The organism is Xanthomonas dyei (genome assembly GCF_002939865.1).
Lineage (GTDB): Bacteria > Pseudomonadota > Gammaproteobacteria > Xanthomonadales > Xanthomonadaceae > Xanthomonas > Xanthomonas dyei.
This window is the reverse complement of record NZ_MDEE01000025.1, coordinates 52071-72040: the sequence shown is the minus strand read 5'-3', so window position 1 is coordinate 72040 and position 19970 is coordinate 52071. Positions and strand designations below refer to the sequence as shown.

At 63.7% G+C, this 19970-nt stretch carries 16 protein-coding genes, 1 other RNA gene and 1 pseudogene; 8 read left to right on the top strand and 10 right to left on the bottom strand.

The window, feature by feature from the left end; translation table 11 throughout:
• Positions 1-83: 83 nt before the first annotated feature.
• The 3 genes and pseudogenes from XdyCFBP7245_RS15890 to XdyCFBP7245_RS15880 all read left to right on the top strand — a co-directional run.
• Positions 84-1271: pseudogene (locus tag XdyCFBP7245_RS15890) on the top strand (M13-type metalloendopeptidase); the annotation flags it as partial.
• A gap of 407 nt (positions 1272-1678) precedes the next feature.
• On the top strand, positions 1679-3781 hold the full coding sequence (locus XdyCFBP7245_RS15885) for a M13 family metallopeptidase (RefSeq protein ID WP_104616516.1): 2103 nt from the start codon (positions 1679-1681) through the stop codon (positions 3779-3781).
• Between the two features lie 184 nt (positions 3782-3965).
• The gene (locus tag XdyCFBP7245_RS15880) at positions 3966-5978 is read left to right on the top strand and encodes a M13 family metallopeptidase (RefSeq protein WP_104616515.1); all 2013 of its coding nucleotides are present in this window, start codon (positions 3966-3968) and stop codon (positions 5976-5978) included.
• A gap of 458 nt (positions 5979-6436) precedes the next feature.
• Here the strand turns inward: XdyCFBP7245_RS15880 and XdyCFBP7245_RS15875 are convergent, their stop codons facing one another.
• Both XdyCFBP7245_RS15875 and XdyCFBP7245_RS15870 read right to left on the bottom strand, forming a co-directional pair.
• Positions 6437-7138, bottom strand: coding sequence for a rhomboid family intramembrane serine protease (locus XdyCFBP7245_RS15875; protein ID WP_104616514.1), 702 nt, complete (start codon positions 7136-7138; stop codon positions 6437-6439).
• Between the two features lie 41 nt (positions 7139-7179).
• Positions 7180-7593 (bottom strand): MGMT family protein, encoded by a 414-nt coding sequence (locus tag XdyCFBP7245_RS15870; RefSeq protein ID WP_104616513.1) that lies wholly within the window; start codon positions 7591-7593, stop codon positions 7180-7182.
• 90 nt (positions 7594-7683) lie between these two features.
• Here XdyCFBP7245_RS15870 and XdyCFBP7245_RS15865 point away from each other — a divergent pair.
• Positions 7684-7761: non-coding RNA, sX9 sRNA (locus XdyCFBP7245_RS15865), on the top strand.
• Between the two features lie 420 nt (positions 7762-8181).
• Here the strand turns inward: XdyCFBP7245_RS15865 and gorA are convergent.
• The 5 genes from gorA to XdyCFBP7245_RS15840 form a co-directional block, all read right to left on the bottom strand.
• A complete protein-coding gene (gene gorA / locus XdyCFBP7245_RS15860; protein WP_104616512.1) occupies positions 8182-9552 on the bottom strand; it encodes a glutathione-disulfide reductase in 1371 nt (456 codons plus the stop codon).
• A gap of 121 nt (positions 9553-9673) precedes the next feature.
• Complete coding sequence (locus tag XdyCFBP7245_RS15855; protein ID WP_104616511.1) at positions 9674-9967, bottom strand: hypothetical protein; 294 nt, start codon at positions 9965-9967, stop codon at positions 9674-9676.
• Between the two features lie 3 nt (positions 9968-9970).
• Positions 9971-10564, bottom strand: coding sequence for a hypothetical protein (locus XdyCFBP7245_RS15850; protein ID WP_158255517.1), 594 nt, complete (start codon positions 10562-10564; stop codon positions 9971-9973).
• Positions 10537-11781, bottom strand: a complete 1245-nt coding sequence (locus tag XdyCFBP7245_RS15845; protein ID WP_104616509.1) for a DUF418 domain-containing protein — start codon at positions 11779-11781, stop codon at positions 10537-10539. Before XdyCFBP7245_RS15845 ends, XdyCFBP7245_RS15850 begins: the two co-directional genes overlap by 28 nt.
• A gap of 233 nt (positions 11782-12014) precedes the next feature.
• Positions 12015-12494, bottom strand: coding sequence for an FKBP-type peptidyl-prolyl cis-trans isomerase (locus XdyCFBP7245_RS15840; RefSeq protein WP_104616508.1), 480 nt, complete (start codon positions 12492-12494; stop codon positions 12015-12017).
• On the opposite strand from XdyCFBP7245_RS15840, the gene XdyCFBP7245_RS15835 reads away from it, so the two are divergent.
• Together XdyCFBP7245_RS15835 and XdyCFBP7245_RS15830 are read left to right on the top strand one after the other, a co-directional pair.
• A complete protein-coding gene (locus XdyCFBP7245_RS15835) occupies positions 12493-13146 on the top strand; it encodes a C40 family peptidase (protein ID WP_211287716.1) in 654 nt (217 codons plus the stop codon). The genes XdyCFBP7245_RS15840 and XdyCFBP7245_RS15835 overlap by 2 nt on opposite strands.
• A gap of 109 nt (positions 13147-13255) precedes the next feature.
• Positions 13256-14005, top strand: a complete 750-nt coding sequence (locus XdyCFBP7245_RS15830; RefSeq protein ID WP_104616507.1) for a C40 family peptidase — start codon at positions 13256-13258, stop codon at positions 14003-14005.
• Between the two features lie 341 nt (positions 14006-14346).
• Here the strand turns inward: XdyCFBP7245_RS15830 and XdyCFBP7245_RS15825 are convergent, their stop codons facing one another.
• On the bottom strand, positions 14347-14838 hold the full coding sequence (locus XdyCFBP7245_RS15825; protein WP_055849978.1) for an acyl-CoA thioesterase: 492 nt from the start codon (positions 14836-14838) through the stop codon (positions 14347-14349).
• Positions 14839-15176: 338 nt separating this feature from the next.
• On the opposite strand from XdyCFBP7245_RS15825, the gene XdyCFBP7245_RS15820 reads away from it, so the two are divergent.
• Complete coding sequence (locus tag XdyCFBP7245_RS15820; protein WP_104616506.1) at positions 15177-15908, top strand: hypothetical protein; 732 nt, start codon at positions 15177-15179, stop codon at positions 15906-15908.
• Positions 15909-15918: 10 nt separating this feature from the next.
• On the opposite strand, the gene XdyCFBP7245_RS15815 is transcribed toward XdyCFBP7245_RS15820, so the two are convergent.
• A complete protein-coding gene (locus XdyCFBP7245_RS15815) occupies positions 15919-16746 on the bottom strand; it encodes a class I SAM-dependent methyltransferase (protein ID WP_104616505.1) in 828 nt (275 codons plus the stop codon).
• 9 nt (positions 16747-16755) lie between these two features.
• Positions 16756-18096, bottom strand: coding sequence for a dicarboxylate/amino acid:cation symporter (locus XdyCFBP7245_RS15810; RefSeq protein ID WP_104616504.1), 1341 nt, complete (start codon positions 18094-18096; stop codon positions 16756-16758).
• A 148-nt stretch (positions 18097-18244) separates the two neighbouring features.
• On the opposite strand from XdyCFBP7245_RS15810, the gene XdyCFBP7245_RS15805 reads away from it, so the two are divergent.
• On the top strand, positions 18245-19945 hold the full coding sequence (locus XdyCFBP7245_RS15805) for an alkaline phosphatase (RefSeq protein ID WP_170068673.1): 1701 nt from the start codon (positions 18245-18247) through the stop codon (positions 19943-19945).
• Positions 19946-19970: the final 25 nt, after the last annotated feature.

The window sequence follows — 19970 nt, the reverse complement described above, 5'->3', positions numbered from 1 at the left end:
AAATGGCGAAACTCCGAAGATCCAAACGCGATTCTCCGGAACGATGCGGACATTCTGCCCTCTTAGGCCTCGTTGTTCAGACCTTCCTTAGCGAATTCGATCGGCAGCTGGCCAGCGCACCGGTTGCGCAATGGAAGGCCTATCTCCGTTTCCATGCCATCGATGGCGCTGCCGGATTGTTGAGCAAGCCATTTGTCGACAATAGCTTCGCCTTCCATGCCACTGCACTGTATGGCCAGCCCGAGCAGCAAGCACGGTGGCGACGCGTATTGACCGACGTCAACACTGCGATGGGCGAAGGTCTGGGGCAGCTGTACGTCGCCAAGACATTCACACCGGACAGCAAGCGGCAGGCAACAGCGATGGTCGATACGCTGCGCACCGCATTCCGTGCACGGATCGAGAAGGCGAGCTGGATGACAGCCACCACCCGAACCCGGGCCTTGAACAAGCTGGACGCACTGTTACCCAACGTCGGCTACCCGGACACGTGGCGCGACTGGTCGGGCCTGGACCTCAAGCAGGGCGCGTATTTTGAAAACATGCGGGCGGCTGCGCGATTCAACCATCGTTACGACATGGACCAGCTGGGCAAGCCCACCGATCGTAAACGCTGGTCCATGACGCCGCAGACCGCCGATGCGTATTACGAGTGGTCGACCAATACGATCAACTTGCCGGCGGCCTTTCTGCAACCCCCGCTGTTCGATCCCGCTGCGGATGCGGCACTGAATTACGGCGGCATCGGCACCATCATCGGACATGAGCTCACCCATGGATTCGACGACGTGGGCAGTCACTTCGATGGCGCAGGCAATAACGTGGACTGGTGGACTCGCGTTGATCGTCAAAAGTTCGAAGCCCGCAGCAAACGCCTGATCGACCAGTTCGATGCCTATCAACCCTTGCCGAACCGACCGGAGTTGCACGTCAATGGTCGCCTCACGCTGGGCGAAAACATCGCCGATCTTGGCGGATTGAACATTGCCTACGACGGGCTGAAGATCGCCTTGCGCGAGCATCCTGACGATGCAGCGCCGATCGCCGGCTACAGCGCTGAACAGCGCTTCTTCATCGCCTCGGCACGCAACTGGCGCCGCACCATCCGTGAGAAACAGCAGCTCGCGCGACTGGAAAGCGACCCGCATGCACCCAGCCGCATGCGCGCCATCGCCTCGCCATCCAATATGCCGCAGTTCGCACAGGCATTTTCGTGCAAGGCCGGCGATGCGATGGTGCGGCCTGACACGGACCGCGTAACGATCTGGTAAGCGCCGCTGTACGCCCTTCCAATGCTTGAACCCACTGCACAGGCCCGCTCACGCGGGCCTGTGCAGTGGGTTCAACCGCCCAATCCCGATGACGGACGACAGCGCGCAGCTGTCTGTACAGCAGTCTGCCTTGATAGTCCGTCGCCTTGAGTTGGCCGCTCCTGTTCTTGATGCCGCCATTGGCCAGCTGACCGTCGCTCCTCATCGGTTTGCCGCTTTTTTAGGAGTATTGGCCATTACGCCACCATGTACCGCCAGCGTTTCCAGGCCTGCAATCTCCGCACCAGACACGCTGCCGCCATTGGATGAACCGCGGCTGCCAGCCAAGCCTTAACAATGCTCACACCTGGCGTTGGGATGCGCGCGCCCGCCTATGCTCGATGTCCACAATTTACAGAGACGCAGGCATGCCCTTGCTCAAGATCTCCACCCTTGCCCTGGCGCTGCTGGTGGTGCTGCCCGGCTGCAAGCGTGCGTCCGAGGAAACTAGCGCACCCGCACCGGCCACTCCATCGCTACCTGCGTCGGCAGCTGCGACTGCGATGACAAGGACATTCGACGTCAGTGAACTGGATACCACGACCACGGCCTGCAAGAACCTGGATACGTTCGTCAATGGAAAGTGGAAAACGGCCAATCCAATTCCTCCAGACCAGACCAGCTGGGGCGTGTTCAACCTGCTTGTCGAGAAGAGCTTGGCGACTCAGAAGAAGATCCTCGAAGCGGTTGCAACGCAGCCGGACAAACAGATCGACCCAGTCAAGCGCAAGCTGGGCCTGCTCTATGCAGCTGGGATGGATGAGGCCGCTATCGAGGCGGCTGGAGACCAACCGATCCGTCCGCAGCTGGATGCGATAAGCGCACTGAAATCCGGCAAGGACGTTGCCGACTACATCACCCGCCGCTATGCCGAAGGCGATGGTCAGGTGTTCAAATTCGGCGCAGGTGCGGACTTTCGCAAGGCGGACAGGCAGATTGCATTTGCCGAGGAGGGTGGTCTGGGCCTGCCGAGCAAGGAGTATTACACCGCCCCTCAATACGCAGCCATGCGTGAGGCCTACTTGGCCCATATCGCAAAATCCTTCGAGCTGACCGGCAGCAGTACCGACGCGGCTACTGCACAGGCGAAAGATGCGATGGCACTGGAAACACGCCTGGCGGCTGCTTGGCTATCGCCAACCGACGCGCGCCAACCCAAGAACAGCTACCACTTCGTCAGCGTGGCCGAAGCCGATCGGATCACCCCACATTTTTCGTGGAAAGACTTCTTCGCTGCCCAGGGCGTTGATGCGGGCTCTGGCTTTTCGCTGTCGCATCCGCGCTTTTTCGCAGAGTTCGACCGGCAGCTGGCCAGCGCGCCGATCGCGCAATGGCAGGCATACCTGCGCTTCCACACCATCTCCGCAGCGTCCGACGATCTCAGCAAGGCCTTCGTCGACAATCACTTCGCCTTCTTCGGCAAGACCCTGGCCGGGATGCCGCAACAGGAGCCGCGTTGGAAGCGCACCCTCACCGCAGTGAACGATGCGATGGGCGAAGGCCTGGGCCAACTCTATGTCGCCGAGGTCTTTACGCCAGAGGCCAAGCAGCGCGCCGCCGAATTGGTGGACACCATCCACGCCGCGCTCAAGACACGTTTGGAGAACCTCGACTGGATGAGCGCCGACACTAAAACCAAGGCGCTCGCCAAATGGAGTGCCTTCCTGCCCAAGATCGGCTACCCGGATGTCTGGCGCGACTGGTCGGGCCTGGAGATCGTGCCTGGTGCCTATTACCGCAACCTGCAGGCCGCCGCCAAGTTCAACTATCGCTACGACATCGCCCAGATCGGCAAACCCACCGATCGCAAGCGCTGGCACATGCTCCCGCAAACCGTCAACGCGTATTACAGCGCCAGCACCAATACCATCAATTTCCCGGCTGCCATCCTGCAACCGCCGTTCTTCGATGCCAAAGCCGACGATGCCCTGAATTACGGCGGCATCGGCGCGATCATCGGACACGAAGCGCTGCACGGCTTCGACGATCAGGGCAGCCAGTTCGATGGCGCAGGCAATAACCTCAACTGGTGGACCGTGCAGGATCGCAAGCGGTTCGAGCAGCGGACAGAGCGGCTGGTGAAACAGTTCGACCGCTACGTACCGCTCGCCAGCCACCCCGATGTGCATGTCAACGGAAAGCTCAGCCTAGGTGAAAACATCGCCGACCTGGGTGGCCTCAATGTGGCATACGACGCACTGCAGACCGCATTGCATCGGCATCCCGAACGTGCGACGAGCATCGACGGATACAGCCCAGAGCAACGCTTCTTCCTGGCCTTTGCACGTGACTGGCGTGGGCAGACCCGCGAGGAAAAATTGCTGGTCTATCTCGCCAGCGACCCCCACGCGCCCTTCCACCTGCGCGCGATCGCCGCTCCTTCGAACATGCCTCAGTTCGCTGCAGCGTTTTCCTGCAAAGCGGGCGATTCCATGGTCGCCACCGAAAACGACCGAGTCGTGATCTGGTAACCCAGGGCCGGGGGCCGGCTGCAAGCGATTCCACTACGAAAACCACTGCACAGGCCCGCACCCGCGGGCCTGTCGCATTCATGAAAACGGCCGGTACCGATGACCAACGGCGGCGGGCGCCTGCCTGCGCGAGGCGCAGCCTTGCTAAACTCCGCCGACTTTACTCTGGCCACCCTTCTTCTCGATGCCCACCATTCGCCCGCTTGCCCTCGCTCTTGGCTTCAGCCTGATCACGCTGCTGTCCGCCCCCGACGCCGACGCCGCTCGCAAGAAGAAGGCAGCCCCCAAGGCGCCGGCCGTGTCTGCGGCCTGCACCGATTTCTACGACTACGCCAACGCCGGCTGGCTCAAGGCCAACCCGGTGCCGCAGACCGGCGCTGTCACCGCGCTGGGCCAGCTGTCCGAGCGTGCCCTGCAGCAGCAGCGCGAGCTGCTGGATGCCTCGATGAAGGCCCCGCAAGGTAACGTACAGAAGCTGCTCGGCGACTTCTGGGCCAGCGGCCTGCATGAGGCGGCGGTGGAAAAGGACGGCTCCAACCCGATCGCTCCCTTGCTGTCGCGCATCGACGCGATCAAGAAGGCCAAGGATGTGCCCGCTTCGATCGCCGCGCTGCATCAGGTCGGTATCCCGGTCGGCTTCAACTTCGGCCCGGACGTGGACCTGAAGGCGCTGGACCGCCACATCGGCTACTTCATGCAAGGCGGCATGGGCCTGCCGGATCCGGCCTTCTACACCCGCACCGATGCCGACACCCAGGCGCTGATGGGCCGCTACCGCGCCTACGTCAAGCAGATCCTGGCGCTGACCGGCACCCCGGCCGACAAGCTCGACGCCGATGCCGCCTCCGTGCTGCAGATCGAAACCGCGCTGGCGCGTAGCGCGCAGTCGGTACAGGGCATCAACAACCCGTTCAACAACTACGCACCGATCGCCACCAAGGAACTGACCAAGCAATACAAGAACCTGCGCCTGGCCGACTTCCTGGAAGCGCAGGGCGTCAAGGACGACCTGGTGTCGATGGCCGACCCGGCGATGTTCAAGCAGCTCGACAGCATGATCGTCAGCATCAAGCCGGAGCAGTGGAAGGCCTACCTGCGCTGGCGCGTGGGCGATGCGATGGCGCCGTACCTGTCCAAGAGCTTCCACGATGCCGAGTACCAGTTCCGCGGCCGTCTACTGCGTGGCGATGCATTGCCGCCGCAGCGCTGGCAGCAGGTGCTGGACGCCATCAACGTGGCCGCCGGCCCGATGCTGGGTCGCGAATACGTCGCGCGCTACCTGAGCAGCGACACCCGCCGCCAGGCCGAAGCCATTGCCGACCAGGTGCGCGATGCACAGCTGGCCGCGCTGGAGCGTACCGGCTGGGGCAATGGCGAAGCCGTCGCCGAAGCCAAGGCCAAGCTGGCCGCGATGAAGATCGAAGTCGGCGCACCGCGACGCGATCTGGATTACACCGTGCAACCGATGGGCCGCGGCAGCTTCGGCGGCAACATGCTGATCGCCTCGACCTGGCGTCACCGCGAGGAAATGAAGCGCATCGGCAAGGGCAACGCGGACCGTCGCTGGGACGTGCTGCCGCAGCAGCCGGCAGTGGCCTACGACATCGCGCAGAACCGCCTGATCGTCACCGCTGCCGTGTTGCAGGCACCGGTGCTGACCACCAGCGGCACACCGGCGTCCCAATACGGCGCCTACGGTGCGCTGGTCGCGCACGAACTCACCCGCGCGATCGATGCCAAGGGCTCGCTGGTCGACGCCAAGGGCGAGCTGCGCAGCTGGTGGACACCTGCCGAAAAGAGCGGCTGGACCCAGCTGACCGGCAAGGTGGCCAACCAGTTCGCCGCCTACCCGTACCCGGGCGTGCCCAACGTCAAGGTCAACGGCGCGCAGACCGCCGAAGAGAACCTGGCCGACCTGGCTGGCGTCGAACTGGCCTGGCAGGCTTTCAGCAAGGCGCAACCGGCAGCCACCGAAGCCGACAAGCAGGCGTTCTTCACTGCCTGGGCCGGCCTGTGGGCGCAGCAGTTGTCGCCGAACGAAGCGGTGCAGCGCGCAAGCGCCGACATCCGCGCACCGGGCCAGTGGCGCACCAACGGCCCGCTGTCCAACCTGCCGGAATTCGGTGCAGCCTTCAGCTGCAAGGCCGGCCAGCCGATGCAGCGCATGGACGCAGACCAGATCAAGATCTGGCGCTGAGTCCCCGCACGATCGGCAAGAAAGATCGGCAACAAACAAAGAGCGCGGATTTCCGCGCTCTTTGTTTGTTTTGGGCATTCGTTCCGGAAAGTGCTTGCTCTGTTTTTCCGCTTGCTCTGTTTTTCTCGTTTGATCCATTTGGATTGATTTGCGTTTTGCTCAAGCCGTCGTTGCTTGATCTGCCCTTCGCCCGATCCGCTTTGAGCTCGATTCGCTTTTCGCTAGATCCATTTTCTGCCTAGCCAAGCCTCTCCCCGGACCTGCATTCCAGCCAGCTCGTTGCCTGATCTGCCGATCGCTAGATGCACGATTGCCTTATCTGCTTCCGACGCGATAAGCCGTCCGCCACCCTGCTCCCGTAGGAGCGGACCCGGCGGCGACAAAGCATGACCGTCAACTTCAATCGCAGCCAGGCCCGCAGCTACGGATCATGCCGACCCGGCAAACCGTCGCTTGACTTAACGCACCACGCGCAGCGGCGGCTTGCGTCCCTTTCCACCGCCACCCTTGCGGCCACCGCTGCCGCCAAACGGCGACTGGCCGCGCCAGTAGCGGATCATCAACCAGCCGAACAGCATGCCGCCCAGGTGCGCGAAGTGCGCCACGCCTGGCTGCCAGCCGGTGGCGCCCAGAAACAATTCGATCGCACCGAACACGATCACAAACGTACGTGCCTTCATCGGGATGGGTGGGAACAGCAACATCACGCGCTGATTCGGGAACAGCATCCCGTAAGCCAGCAGCAACCCGAACACACCGCCGGAAGCGCCCACCACCGGCGCACCACTCTGGGTAAACCAGGCCATCAGCAGCTGACAGAGACCAGCACCGGCCACGCACACCAGGTAGTAGGTCAGAAAACGCTTCTGCCCCCAGGTCTGTTCCAGCGGCGCGCCGAACATGAAAAGCGCCAGCATGTTGAAGAACAGATGGTTGAAGCCGCCATGCAAAAACGCGTAAGTCAGCAACTGCCACGGCATGAAGCTGGCGCCGGGCGAGAACGCATCGAACCCGTTCGAAATCGGCCACAGCATGAGCCACGACAAGGTGGAGTCGGATGGCAACACCCCGGCTCCGAGATCGCCCAGGGCCCACTGCAGCAGGAACAAACCGATATTGGCGATCAACAGTGCTTTGGTGACGGGCGGCAATTGAGGCATGGCGGCATTCCTTCTGAATGCTGTCGATGATAACGGCAGCGTTATGAAGGACCCCACACGGCCGCATCCAGCCGCTGCGCGGCCGTGGCGCGGCGTACCCGCCCCTGCACCACCTGCACCCCCTCGGCACGCAGCCGCTGGCACTGCGCGTCGTAGCCGGGCGATCCCGGCGGCAAGGCAATCCGGCCATCGCTACGAAGCACGCGATGCCAGGGCAGATCCGGGTCGTCATTACCACTGAGCACACGCGCCACCATGCGCGCACGCCCAGGCAACCCGGCACGCGCAGCGACCTCACCGTAGCCGGCCACCTGACCGGCAGGAATCGCACGGACGACATCAAGAATGCGCAGACGTGCCTGCTCGCTTGAGAGCGCTACTGGCTTTGGAGAAGCAGGCGCTGCGGACTTGGCGGATGCAAATGGACGCAACGCGGGCTGGCGAGGTTTGGACATCCGGCAAGAATGCCAGCTGACGCGACTAAGGACAGCCAACAAAACGACTGTGCTCACCACCAGGCGGGCGCGGCCGGTGCTCGATGCGGCATGTGCCACTCCGTACACTCCGGTTCTAAGCGCGCCGTCCGCACCCACCTGACGACGGCTCGCGACGTTCTTTGAGCCGTCCTAAATGACAGCAGGGCTACGGGGCTTCTGCGACCGAGCGCGTTGCCCGATGCTTTCACGACGTAAGAACTCAAAAGCCCCTCTCCCGCTGGGAGAGGGGTTGGGGTGAGGGTACGGGCGAAGCCACGCAGAGCCGAGCAAACAAAGCATTAAGCAGTGCACAACATTGAAAGCTGCGGCATCACAATCCATAGCACACGATCGGTATCGCCAAACGCAGCGTCAGCTTTGCCTAAGCACACCTACTGACCAACCGGGCCCCCAATCGCACTTCCCGCCGGAGGGGGACTAGTTGCGCTTCACGCTTCGTCTTCTGCTTACCAGTCGCGTTCTGACTACGCTCCTTTGCGCCGCCTCCATCTCTTCCCTCACGCAACTGCAGACGCTGTCGTTCATTCCGCAACACATGCCAATGCATCAATTCATCAACACGATCTCTTCCGACGACGTGGGATGGATCGCCACCGTCTCGTCGAAGTCGCGCTTGGTGGCGCCCATCTTCACTGCCACGGCAAAGCCCTGCAGCATTTCGTCGGCGCTTTCGCCCAGCAGGTGCACGCCCACCACGCGTTCTTCGTCGCCCACGCAGACAAGCTTGAACAGACTGCGTTGTGGCGAGTCGGCCAGGGCATGCAGCATCGGGCGGAAGTTGCTGCGATACACGCGTACCGCGCCGTCGTAACGCTCGCGCGCCTGTTCTTCGGTAAGTCCGACATGACCAAGCGGTGGATGCGAGAACACCACGCTCGGCACGCCTTCGTAGTCCATGCGCGCATCCGGTTGATTGCCGAACAGCCGGTCCATCAATTTACGTCCGGCTGCAATCGCCACCGGCGTCAGCCCGACCTTGCCGCCGACATCGCCGATCGCATGGATGTTGGGCACGGTGGTTGTCTGACCATCATCCACCACCACCTCGCCCTTCTCGCCCAACACCACACCCACGGCGTCCAGACCCAGACCTGCCGTGTTGGCGCGCCGGCCGACGGCGAAGAACACCTTGTCGAACACGTCGTTGCCCTGCTCGCGCGGGTGCGCCGGACGGCCATGCACGCGCAGCCCGCCCTGCGCATCGCGTTCAAGGCCGGTGGTGGCGAAACCGAAGTGCAGGCGCACACCCAAATGGCGCAGGTTGTCGGCCAACTGTAGCGTCAGTTCTGCATCGAAGCGTTCCAGCAAGCGGTCGCCCTGGACATACAGATGCACGCGACTACCCAGCGCCTGCAGCAAACCGGCAATTTCCACCGCGATATAACCGCCGCCGATGATCGCCACGTGCGCAGGTGCATGACAGAGATTGAAGAAATCGTCGGAGACTTCACCGTGTTCGACGCCTTCCACGTTCGGGCGCAACGGGTGCGCACCGGTTGCGATCACGATGTGCTCGGCTGTTACCGCGATCCCATCGCCCCCCATGATCGTATGACGGTCCTGCAACAAGCCGCGTTGTGGAATCAGCACCACGCCATCTTCATCGAGTCGACGCCGATAACTGGCGTGGATGTTGGCGATGTAGCCCTGCCGATGGGTGACCAATTCCTGCCATTCCAAGGTCGGCCGCCGCACATTGAAACCGAGCGCACTGGCGAGCTCGATCTTGCCGGCCAGATCGGCCGCCAACCACATCGCCTTTTTCGGCACGCAACCAAGATTGACGCAGGTACCGCCCAACGCATTAGGCTCCATGATCGCCACACGTGCGCCGTACTTTGCCGCGCGAAATCCGGCCGCCAGGCCGCCGGAACCGCCGCCAAGAATTACCACGTCGTAGTCGTAGCGCGCACTCATGCAAGACGCTCCGCGTAGCAAGGGTGCAGCTCGCGCACCGGTAGGCGGCGCGTCATCGGGTCAGTCATTGGTTGTTCGCTTTCAGTGCTTGTACATCGCCAGCTTACCTCGACGCAGCAGATCAGCCGGTGAATATGCTGGCGAACTCCTCTTCGATCTGGTCTGGATCGCCGCCAACCTTCCGGAATGGATCCTTGCTCCGGTAGGTGTTGACGACATAGTTCTCGATGTTCGGGAAGTTTTTTTTAAGAAATTCGCACGGCAGATGCGTCACCCAGACATTCCGTAGTGTTTCGCTCCTGAGCCCGTCCCAACCTTCCAGCTTGTTTTTACCTTCAAAGCGAACCGAACGTAGCTTTGCCAGTTGTGAAAGTGACGAGACGTCGCCCGCAATACGACAGGAGACGAACTGCAAAACTTAGAGTGATTTGCAACGCGCAAACTCATCGATATTCTTGATCGCTGACGAGATCAGGAACAGCGTTCGGATAGGCCGCTCATCGAACACGCCAAACGAGCCACTGAATCCGTGGATGGAAAGACGCGGCAGCCTGGCCCAACTACCGTTGAGCGAGCAAAGCGTATTGCTGTTCCACGCAAGGTTTTCCCATGCTCCCAGCTGAGGAAAGAGCGTTGGCAGGACAGGTCCAGACGACACTCGCTGTGTCGTCAGTGCATTGACATTCTTAAAGGTTTTGAACACGTCATCATCGAAGTCGTCGGCAAATTTGCTTTCGCCCTGTATACCGATCTCGACAATCGCATCGCGTTTTTTCACCTTGCCAAAATCCAGGAAAAAATGCGCTTTCAGCTCGCCCTGCACGACGTCCTCAGGTGCGATTGTGAATCCGTCGCACGCATACGTATCGATAAGTTGGCTGTATTTTTCGAAGACACTCTTGTTGAACAACGCAATCATGCGCGACAGTCCATAGAACGCCCCGACACCGACCACCAGCACACCGACGCACGCCACCTTGCGCGCTATTGCGCCCGCGCGTGGCCGCGCCACATCGGCGGCACCCGCAGATAGGTCACGCTACGCCACAGCCATTCAATCGGCCCGAAGCGGAACCAGCGCAGCCAAAACTGGCTCATCACCACTTGCAAGGCGAACAACCCTAGCGCGAACGGCAGCTGCCACACGCGCGGCAGCTGCTCGAAATATCCCAGCCCGTACCCATAGAAAATCCACGTACACAGCAACGACTGCAGCAGGTAGTTGCTCAATGCCATACGTCCAGCCGGCGCAAGCCAGGCCAGGCGCGCAGCAAAGCGCACCACCCATGCGGCGTAGCCCAGGCTCATCAGCGGACCGGCCACCAACGCCAGCGCGAACGCGCCGGACAGGCGCATGCTCAACCGCGCCGGGTCCATCCATGGTTCCAGTGCGTAGCTCATCAACATCACGCCCAATCCAAGCGGCAAGGCGCCGTAGCGCAGCACCCGGAACAACCGCGGGAAACGTTCGGGCGCGGCAATCGCGCCACTGCGCACGAACCAGCCGCCCAGCAAGAACATGCCGAGCATGGCCGGGCCGTTGATGCTCAGCCCGCTCATCGCGTCGCGCAGATCGTGCCAGCGCTGCGCAGTGGCCTGCAGATAACTGCCGTGCCCAAGCGCAGCGCGCTGCGCCTGCACATTAGCCACAGCCTGCTGCGCAACATCGGCCATGGCCGTTTTCCATTCGCCCGCCGAAGCCGGGTCGGCCTGCATCAGCGCACCGGCAGCGCCGTAGAGCAGCACTAGGGCTGGCGCGCACAGGTACACCAGCGCGGCAAGCCACGGCAACGTCACCGTCGGCGCATTGCGAGCGCCCAGCAGCAACACCGCCAGCAATGCATAGGTCACCAGAATGTCGCCCGACCACAGCAGCACCGCGTGCGCCAGACCGATGACCAGCAAGCCGGCCGTGCGCCGCACATACATGCCGAAAAACCCGCGCCCCGCGCGTTCGGCGCGCTGCGCCATCACCGCAAACCCCATGCCGAACAACATCGAAAACAGCGTGTAGAACTTGCCCTGCACAAAGATGTAGACCAACGCATCGGCAACGCGATCGGCGCCGTGCCAATGCGGCTCCACGCCGCTCAGCGCCAGATCCAGCGGGCCGACGAAGGCTTCGATGTTCATCAGCAAGATGCCGAGCAACGCAAAGCCGCGCAGGACGTCCAATAGGACGATGCGCTCGCTCGCGGCAATGGGGAACAGCAGATCGCGTTGGGTCATCGCAGCTCAGGCAACCGGATGCGGCGTGGCGCACCGCAAAAAGCAGACGGCCCGCCGAGGGGGCGGGCCGTCAGGAAGACAGCCATCACTGGCTGCGGCCAATACCACCTTGCGCGTCGTCACCAACCCGCTGTGGGTGGCATGCAGACGTCAGCATGCACGCGCGGTGTGCGCTGCCTGCCACGGCTGGGCGTACCCGGCCAGCCGCCGCGCAGCGGTGTTGACTGTCGCGCTTAGTGGTGATGACCGCCGTCGCCGTGCACGTGCCCGTGATCGCGCTCTTCCTGCGTGGCTTCGCGCACTTCGATGATTTCCACATCGAAATGCAGGTCCTTGCCGGCCATCGGGTGATTGAGGTCGACGTCGACCACGCTCATGCCGACCTTCTGCACGGTGACCGCGCGCGGGCCGAAGTTGGTCTGCAGCACCACCTGGGTGCCCGGAATCAGCTTGGTCGCGCCGAAGTGCTTCTTGGGCACGCGCTGACTCAGGCCTTCGCGGTATTCGCCGTAGGCCTCGGTGGCCTTGACGTCCACGCCGAAGCTCTCGCCGGCTTCCTTGTCCATCATGGCCGCTTCCAGGCCCGGAATGATGTTGCCGTGGCCGATCATGATCGCCAACGGGTCACGCTCCTTGGAGCTCTCGATCGGCTCCTGGCCAATCTCCGAAACGGTGTAGTGGAAGCGGACGACGCTGTCTTTTTCGATCTTCATGCCTGGCTCTGAATGGGCTGCCCGGTGGCAGACGGTGGAAGACGGCTTGTCGGCCGCCGGGTGCGCCGCCATCATGGCGACCTTTCGAACCGCCCATTATCCCGGCTCCATGCATATCACGCCAGTTTTCGCCGCCCACGCGCATCGCGCCGCGGCCTGTCTGTTGCTGGGCCTGCTCCTGCTGGGCGGTTGCGCGCAGGCCCCGGTCAAACGTCCGGCCGCCGCACCGCCACCGTCAGCACGGGTGTGGCCGCAGGTGCCGCCGGCTGATCCAGCCGCCGCCAACAACATCCTGATGCGCGCCCTTGGGCTGGTCGGCACACCGTACCGGTTCGGCGGCAATACGCCGGAGACCGGTTTCGACTGCAGCGGCCTGGTCACCTATGTCTACAAGGACGTGCTGGCGCTGTCGTTGCCGCGCACCTCGCGCGACCTGGCCGCGATCCAGGGCCCACGGATCCCGCCCGAGAAGCTGGCCACCGGGGATCTGGTGTTCTTCGGCTCCGGCGGAAGCGTGAGCCACGTCGGCATTTATGTCGGTGAAGGCCGCTTCGTGCATGCACCGACCACCGGCGGTACGGTCCGCTTGGATTTCCTCGACGGAGCGTACTGGCGTGACCATTATTCAGGTTCAAAACGGGTTTTACATTGAAGTGTGACGTGCATCACAAGTAATAAAACGGAAAGTTAACTTTTTTTGAACGTAACGATTCGTTCACCAAGGCATCATCCCGCATCGACAGCAGAATTGTGATTCCCGCGTGACGAACGACGAACAGATCAAAACTGGCGCCGCACCGCTTCCGCTCCGGAAACCGCTCCGCCTGCTATGCGCTACCGCTCTCTGGATTGCCGCACTGCCCGCTCTGGCGCAGACCGCCAATGCCCCCCCATCCGCTGCACAGACGACCACGCCAGACAGCGCCGTCGCCGCCGAGAAAGCCGCAACCCGCAGCCGTGCCGACGCCGCTGCCACCGCTACGCTGGCCGCCCTGCTTCCTCATCTGGCTGCCAATGACGCCATTCCGCTGATGGACCGCTCGGCGATGTTCGCCGGGGACCTCAGCCGCCTGCTCGCCAATTACGATGTCTCGCAGAGCGCGGCCAATGCTGCGCAGAACGCCGTTGCCGACAGCCGCGTGCAGGTGATCCTGCAGCGTGCCATGGCCCTGCTGGGCACCCCATACGTCTGGGGCGGCGAGTCCACCGAGGGCTTTGATTGCAGCGGCCTGGTCGGCTACGTGTTCAAGACCGCACTCGGCATCGACCTGCCGCGCGTCTCGCGCGACATCGCCCGCGACGAATCGGCCGAATTGATCAAGGATCCGAACGCACTGAAGGCAGGCGACCTGGTGTTCTTCGGCAAGCGCGGCCGCATCGATCATGTGGGCCTGGTTGTCGGCGACGGCAAGTTCCTGCACGCGCCCAGCCGCGGCAAGGACGTGCGCGTGGATTCGTTGGCCAGTGGCTACTGGAGCGAGAAGTTCATCCAGGCGCGCCGGGTGCTGTAAGTCTGAGTGCTTCGAACGATTAAAAGAAAGCCGCGGCGAACCCGCGGCTTTCTTTTTGTGTTTTTCTTGTGGACTTCGTCATCGAAACGGTCATGTGACGGCCCTGTGGCAGCCGCCACGTTCAACGTTCTCGCAGCTGGCCCAGGCGCCCACACCAGTACGTCACGGCATCGATAGGGTCAGGACGGCGCTACAACGCCTACAGCAGCCTGCAAAAGACTGTGCAGAGCCGCCAGGACAGCGCTGCCGGTACCCGTTGGGCATCTGCCACGCGTCCCCTCCGCTCCTGAGCGCGCCGCCCACATCACTGACGACGGCTCGCTACATTTTGTTAGCCGCGCTCAGCCGGACGTATCGGCCCGGTAGTGCGCCATGGTGTCCTCGATACCCTTGCTCAGCTCCATCACCTTGAGCGCGTATTCGGCCAGGCGCTGATCCTCGGGCGTGTCCGGCCGCCAGGAAGGCACTTCCACCGGCGTGACGCCGTCCGGATCCATCGCCACGAACACGATGATGCAATGGGTGCACAGGCGCGAGTCGCCGCCCATCGGGCTGCGCGCACGCACATCGATGGCGAAATGCATGCTGCTGCGCCCGGTGTAGACCAGCTTGGCCGACACCGCGACCAGATCGCCGATGCGGACCGGCGCAACAAAGCGGATGCCGCCCACCGCCACCGTCACGCAGTAATGCCCGCTCCAGCCACTGGCCGCAGCAAAACCGACCTGGTCGATCCACTTCATCACCACGCCGCCATGCACCTTGCCACCGAAGTTGACGTCGCTGGGCTCGGCCAGAAAACGAAATGTCAGATCACGCTGTTGGCCAATCACTGCACGCTCTCACCAGGGGATGGGCTGAAAGTGTGCCATGCGCGCGCTGAAGGGATTCGCCCCGCGTACGCGGATGCGCTGCCGGAAAGCGCGGCCCTGCGCCTGCCTTGCAGGTCTCTCACACCCGCCGCACGTGATGACGAGACTCACACACACCGTAGGCGCGTCCCTCGGGACTTGGCGCGTGTTCGCTTGCGCGCTCCGGACCGGCCAGATCCTCATCGGCCACCGGTCGCTGGGCAAATCGCACAGCTACAGCAAAGCGCGTGCAAGCCTGATCGAAAGTCACTTACTCTCGGCATCCGGGCAAGGCTGCCCGCAGCAGGAGGCGGCGCGTCATGTCGGACCGAAGACGATTCACCATCGAGCATGCAAGGCGGCATCTGGAACGCGACGGTTGGCCGCGCTTGCAGATGAGCGCCATCGTGTTGACCACGGCAACAGGCGGGCTGCTGGCCTCGTTCCTGCTGCGCAATGCCGGCGTCGATGCGATGGTGGTGCGCTACCCGATGGCGACGCTGGTCGCCTATGGCCTGTTTCTGCTGCTGATGTGGGCATGGCTACGCTGGCGCAACGACCTAGACGATGAACTGGCGGGCGACTGCGTCGACCTCGCCAGCAGCCAGACGCAGGACGCTTCGGGATGGGCCGGCCACGGCGGCAACTCCAGCGGCGCGGGTAGGTCCGGCACATGGAGCGCGCCATCCGGATCCAGCTCGGATGTCTCGGGCGACACCGCACTGCCGGACTTCGTCGATGGCGAAGCCGGACTGCCGATCTTGGCGATCGTGGCAGTGCTGGCCGCCGCCGCAGTCGCAATCGTTGCTGCCGCCTGGGTGGTGTGGTCGGCGCCGGTGTTGATGGCCGAGCTTCTGGTGGACGCGGCGCTCGCAGGTGGGCTGTATCGACGCATGCGCGGTGTGCAGGCGCAAGGCTGGTGGTGGTTATGCGTTCGCCACACGCTGTGGCCGCTGATCGGCGTACTGACGTTTTTTATCGTGGTCGGCGCGGTCGCGCAGCACAAGGCGCCGCAAGCGACGACGTTGATGGAGGCCCTACGAGGGCGATGACGCCAGCGAGTTACCGCCCCTGGTTGTCCTGCTTGCGAAGACACAACCACGGAAAATGCGGTTGCCGCAGTTTGAGCAGGCGGCGCACACGCGCACGCAGATGGCGCGGATCGAACAGCCATTGCACTGCGAACGCGTCGAAGGCGGCATAGGTGTGCTGGTGGTATTGCTCGGCCAATGCAGGCACGCCAAGGCCGGTGAAGTAACGCAGGCTGCGTGCAGCGCTTTGGTCGGCACGCTGCCGATCTGGATACACGGGGCTGTCGAGGATGTGCAACTCGCCGCCGTCGCGCAGTTGCGCAAGCAGGTGCCGCACCAAGGCCGCAGGATCGGCAAAATACTGGATGCATGCCGGCACTACGATGACATCGAAGACATCGTGCGGCAGCGCCAGGGTCTGGATATCGGCAGCGACAAAACTCAGCCGTTGGTCGTGGCCGAACACGCGTGCGGCCTGCGTAAGCTCGGTGCGATTGACGTCGATACCGCACACGTAGCGCTGCAGCGATTGCGCCAACAGCTGGGATAACCAGCCATTGCCGCACCCCAGCTCGAGAATGGCGCCCTCGCCTGCGCGTGCTTGCAGGTGCTGCACCAGCAATCTGCTCGACAGCGCGCGCACCTGCCATTCCAGGCTGGTACCGAGCTTGCCGCTGGGGCGCGGCAGGCTGCGGACCTGCGCATCGGTATATAGCCGGCCTTCCTTGCGCCGCACCTCCAGATAGCGATGCTCGAACGGATCATCGGCAAGCGTGCGTTGAACGAACACGCCGTCCACGCTGTCCAGCGCGGGCAGTTGCGCCAGGCGCTCACGCAACACAGGCAATCCAACCGTCATGCGTGCCGCTCAGCGCAGCGGCTTGGCGGTGTCGGCAGGCGGATCTTCCAGCCCCACGTTGGTGGATGCGGACTCATAGACCGCCTTGTCCAGCAAACCGGTTTCCTTGGCCACCAGCACCGGCACCAGCATCTGGCCGGTGACGTTGGTCATCGTGCGCATCATGTCGAGGATGCGGTCGATGGCATACAGATACCCGATCACTTCCAGCGGCAAGTTTGCCGCGCTGAGCACCACGGTGGCCATGATGACTGCAGTGCCCGGCACACCCGCAGTGCCGAAGCTGCCCAGCACCGAGGCGATCAGCACCACGAAGTATTGATTGGCCGTCAACGGCACGCCGGTGTATTGCGCGATAAACACCGCACACAGCGCGGGATAGATCGCGCCGCAGCCATCCATCTTGATGCTGGCGCCCAGCGGCACCGCAAACGCGGCGTAGTCCTTGCTGACGCCCAGGTTGTGGGTGATCGAACGCATCGCCACCGGCATCGCGGCAAAGCTCGACGAACTGACGAAGGCCACCTGCATGCCAGGCGCCGCGCCACGGAAGAACTTCCACGGGTTGAGCCCGTGCGCCAGCAACAGGCTGCTATAGACCACCAGGATATGAATGGCGCAGGCCACATACAGCGCGAGCACGAAACTACCGAACGGCAGCAACTTTGCGAAGCCATAGCTGCCGACCAGCCCGGCAATCAGGCCGAAGGTGCCGAGCGGAGTCATCTCCAGCACAAAGCGCGTCACCTGGATCATGATGTCGCTCAGTTGCCCGGTGAGCTTGCGCGCCTCGGCCACCCGCTCGCCAAGCTTGACCATCGCAAAGCCGAGCAATGCGGCGAAGAAGATCACCGGCAGGATCGACCCGCGCCCGGCCGCCAGCACGGTTTCGCCGGCCGCGTTGGTCTTGGTGCCGATGCCGGTCAGGGCGTAGAACGGGTTGGACGGCACCACGTCCAGCAATACCTGGATCGGGCTGGGCACATCGCGCGGCTTCCACGCCGAGTCCACACTCAGGCTGAAATGCCCGGCGCCCGGCTGCATGAGCGTGCCCACCGCAAGGCCGACGCCCACCGCCAGCGCGGCGGTGATCACGAACCACAGGAAGGTGCGCCCGCCGAGCGCAGCCACCGACTTTTGCCCGTGCAACGACGAGATCGCATTGATCACCGCAAAAAACACCAGCGGGATCGCAATCATCTTGATCAGGGTGACGTACAGATCGCCGAGCGGGCCAAACCACACCTCGGCCGCCGGGCCCATCGCCGCACCGGCAATCGCGCCGAGAACGAAGCCGGCCACCACGCGCTGCCAGAACGGAATGCGCAACCAGGCCGCAACCAGTCTCATGTCGTCGAATCATCCGGGGGGAGAGTGCATGCACCTTAGCGCAGGCCTGGCTTGCCCGCGAGGCCACGCCTGGAACAGCAGCGTGTCATCTGTGCGACGGACACAGGCCGGCATAATGGGCGCTGATTCAGCCACGAGTTCGAACCCGATGCGTTACCGCCTACCTGCCCTCGCCGCCCTGACCACCCTGTGCGTGGCCGCCTGCGCCTCCACTGCCGGAACCACCGCGTCCGCACCCGCCGCCATCCGCGTGGACGTGCCGCCGGTGACACACCCGGCCGGCGAGACCCCGCAGTGGTGGTACCGCTCCGGCGCCGCACGTGCGGCCGGCAACGGCGCCATGGCCGGCAAGGCACGCAACGTGATCCTGTTCCTGGGCGACGGCATGAGCCTGACCACGGTGGCGGCCGCGCGCATCCTGGACGGCCAGCGCAAGGGCGGGCCGGGCGAAGAGAACCTGCTGTCGTGGGAGCAGTTTCCGGCGACCGCCTTCAGCAAGACCTACAACACCGATTCGCAGACGCCGGATTCGGCCGGCACCATGACCGCGATCACCACCGGCGTGAAGTCGCACATGGGCGCGATCGGCGTCAGCAGCGGTAACCGCAGCGACTGCGCCGACAGTTTGAACAAGGGGCTGTTGAGCTGGTTGCAGTTGGCCGACAGCGCCGGCATGGCTACCGGTGTGGTCACCACCACCCGTCTCACCCATGCCACCCCGGCAGCGACCTACGCGCATTCGCCGGACCGCAACTGGGAAAACGATACCGACCTGCCCGACTCCGCGCGCGCGGCAGGCTGCCAGGACATCGCCCAGCAGCTGTTGTCCACCGCCCGCTACGGGCGCGGCCCGCAGGTGGTGCTCGGCGGCGGCCGCAGCCAGTTTCAGACCGTGCAGGAGCGCGACCCGGAGTACGACGACAAGGTGGGCCTGCGCCTGGACGGCCGCGACCTGGTCGCCGAATGGAAGCAGGCGCATCCACAAGGTGCGTATGTATGGAACGAGCAGCAGCTGCAGGCCGCTGCCGGCGCACCCGCGCTGCTGGGCCTGTTCGAGCCGGACCATATGCAGTTCGACCACGACCGCAACCGCGGCCCGCAGGGCGAGCCCAGCCTGACCGAGATGACCCGCACCGCGATCCAGTCGCTGTCGCGCGACCCGAATGGTTTCGTGCTGATGGTCGAAGGCGGCCGCATCGATCACGCCAACCACGCCGGCAACGCCTACCGCGCGCTCGACGAGACGGTTTCGCTGTCCGATGCGGTACGCGCCGCCGTGCAGACCGCACCGGCCGACACCCTGATCATCGTCACCGCCGACCACTCGCACACGCTCAACTTCGTCGGCTACCCGGTGCGCGGCAACCCGATTCTGGGCAAGGTCCGCGGCACCGGCGGCGAAGAGGGCGACCGCAGCCAGCTGGCCACCGACCTGGCCGGCCAGCCCTACACCACCCTCAGCTACGCCAACGGCCCCGGCCACACCGGCGCGACCAACGCCCAGCCGGCCGGCCCGAAGAAGTACCCGCACGAGCCCAGCAGCAGCGAGCCGGCCCACGGCCGCCCCGACCTCACCCATGTCGATACCGAAGCGCCCAGCTACATGCAGGAATCGCTGGTACCGACCAAGTCCGAAAGCCATGGCGGCGAAGACGTCGGCATCTGGGCCACCGGCCCGGGCAGCGCGGCATTCCGCGGCACGCTGGAAGAGAACGTGATCTACCACGTCATCGTCCAGGCCACCCCGCGTCTGCGCGAGCGCCTATGCAAGGCCGGCACCTGCGACAGCGCCGGCGTGCCGGTGCAGCTGCCCACGCCAGCCACGTTCGAGGCGGCAGCGAAGCGTTGATGCGCAGATGGCTGCGCAGCGGCGG

What these genes read in the sequence shown, in the direction of transcription:
- XdyCFBP7245_RS15810 (WP_104616504.1), bottom strand. Translation starts at nt 18,096, where the DNA reads ATGAGACTGGTTGCGGCCTGGTTGCGCATTCCGTTCTGGCAGCGCGTG.
- XdyCFBP7245_RS15815 (WP_104616505.1), bottom strand. Translation starts at nt 16,746, where the DNA reads ATGACGGTTGGATTGCCTGTGTTGCGTGAGCGCCTGGCGCAACTGCCC.
- XdyCFBP7245_RS15870 (WP_104616513.1), bottom strand. Translation starts at nt 7,593, where the DNA reads ATGTCCAAACCTCGCCAGCCCGCGTTGCGTCCATTTGCATCCGCCAAG.
- gorA (WP_104616512.1), bottom strand. Translation starts at nt 9,552, where the DNA reads ATGAGTGCGCGCTACGACTACGACGTGGTAATTCTTGGCGGCGGTTCC.
- XdyCFBP7245_RS15885 (WP_104616516.1), top strand. Translation starts at nt 1,679, where the DNA reads ATGCCCTTGCTCAAGATCTCCACCCTTGCCCTGGCGCTGCTGGTGGTG.
- XdyCFBP7245_RS15880 (WP_104616515.1), top strand. Translation starts at nt 3,966, where the DNA reads ATGCCCACCATTCGCCCGCTTGCCCTCGCTCTTGGCTTCAGCCTGATC.
- XdyCFBP7245_RS15820 (WP_104616506.1), top strand. Translation starts at nt 15,177, where the DNA reads ATGTCGGACCGAAGACGATTCACCATCGAGCATGCAAGGCGGCATCTG.
- XdyCFBP7245_RS15805 (WP_170068673.1), top strand. Translation starts at nt 18,245, where the DNA reads ATGCGTTACCGCCTACCTGCCCTCGCCGCCCTGACCACCCTGTGCGTG.
- XdyCFBP7245_RS15875 (WP_104616514.1), bottom strand. Translation starts at nt 7,138, where the DNA reads ATGCCTCAATTGCCGCCCGTCACCAAAGCACTGTTGATCGCCAATATC.
- XdyCFBP7245_RS15840 (WP_104616508.1), bottom strand. Translation starts at nt 12,494, where the DNA reads ATGAAGATCGAAAAAGACAGCGTCGTCCGCTTCCACTACACCGTTTCG.
- XdyCFBP7245_RS15835 (WP_211287716.1), top strand. Translation starts at nt 12,493, where the DNA reads ATGCCTGGCTCTGAATGGGCTGCCCGGTGGCAGACGGTGGAAGACGGC.
- XdyCFBP7245_RS15845 (WP_104616509.1), bottom strand. Translation starts at nt 11,781, where the DNA reads ATGACCCAACGCGATCTGCTGTTCCCCATTGCCGCGAGCGAGCGCATC.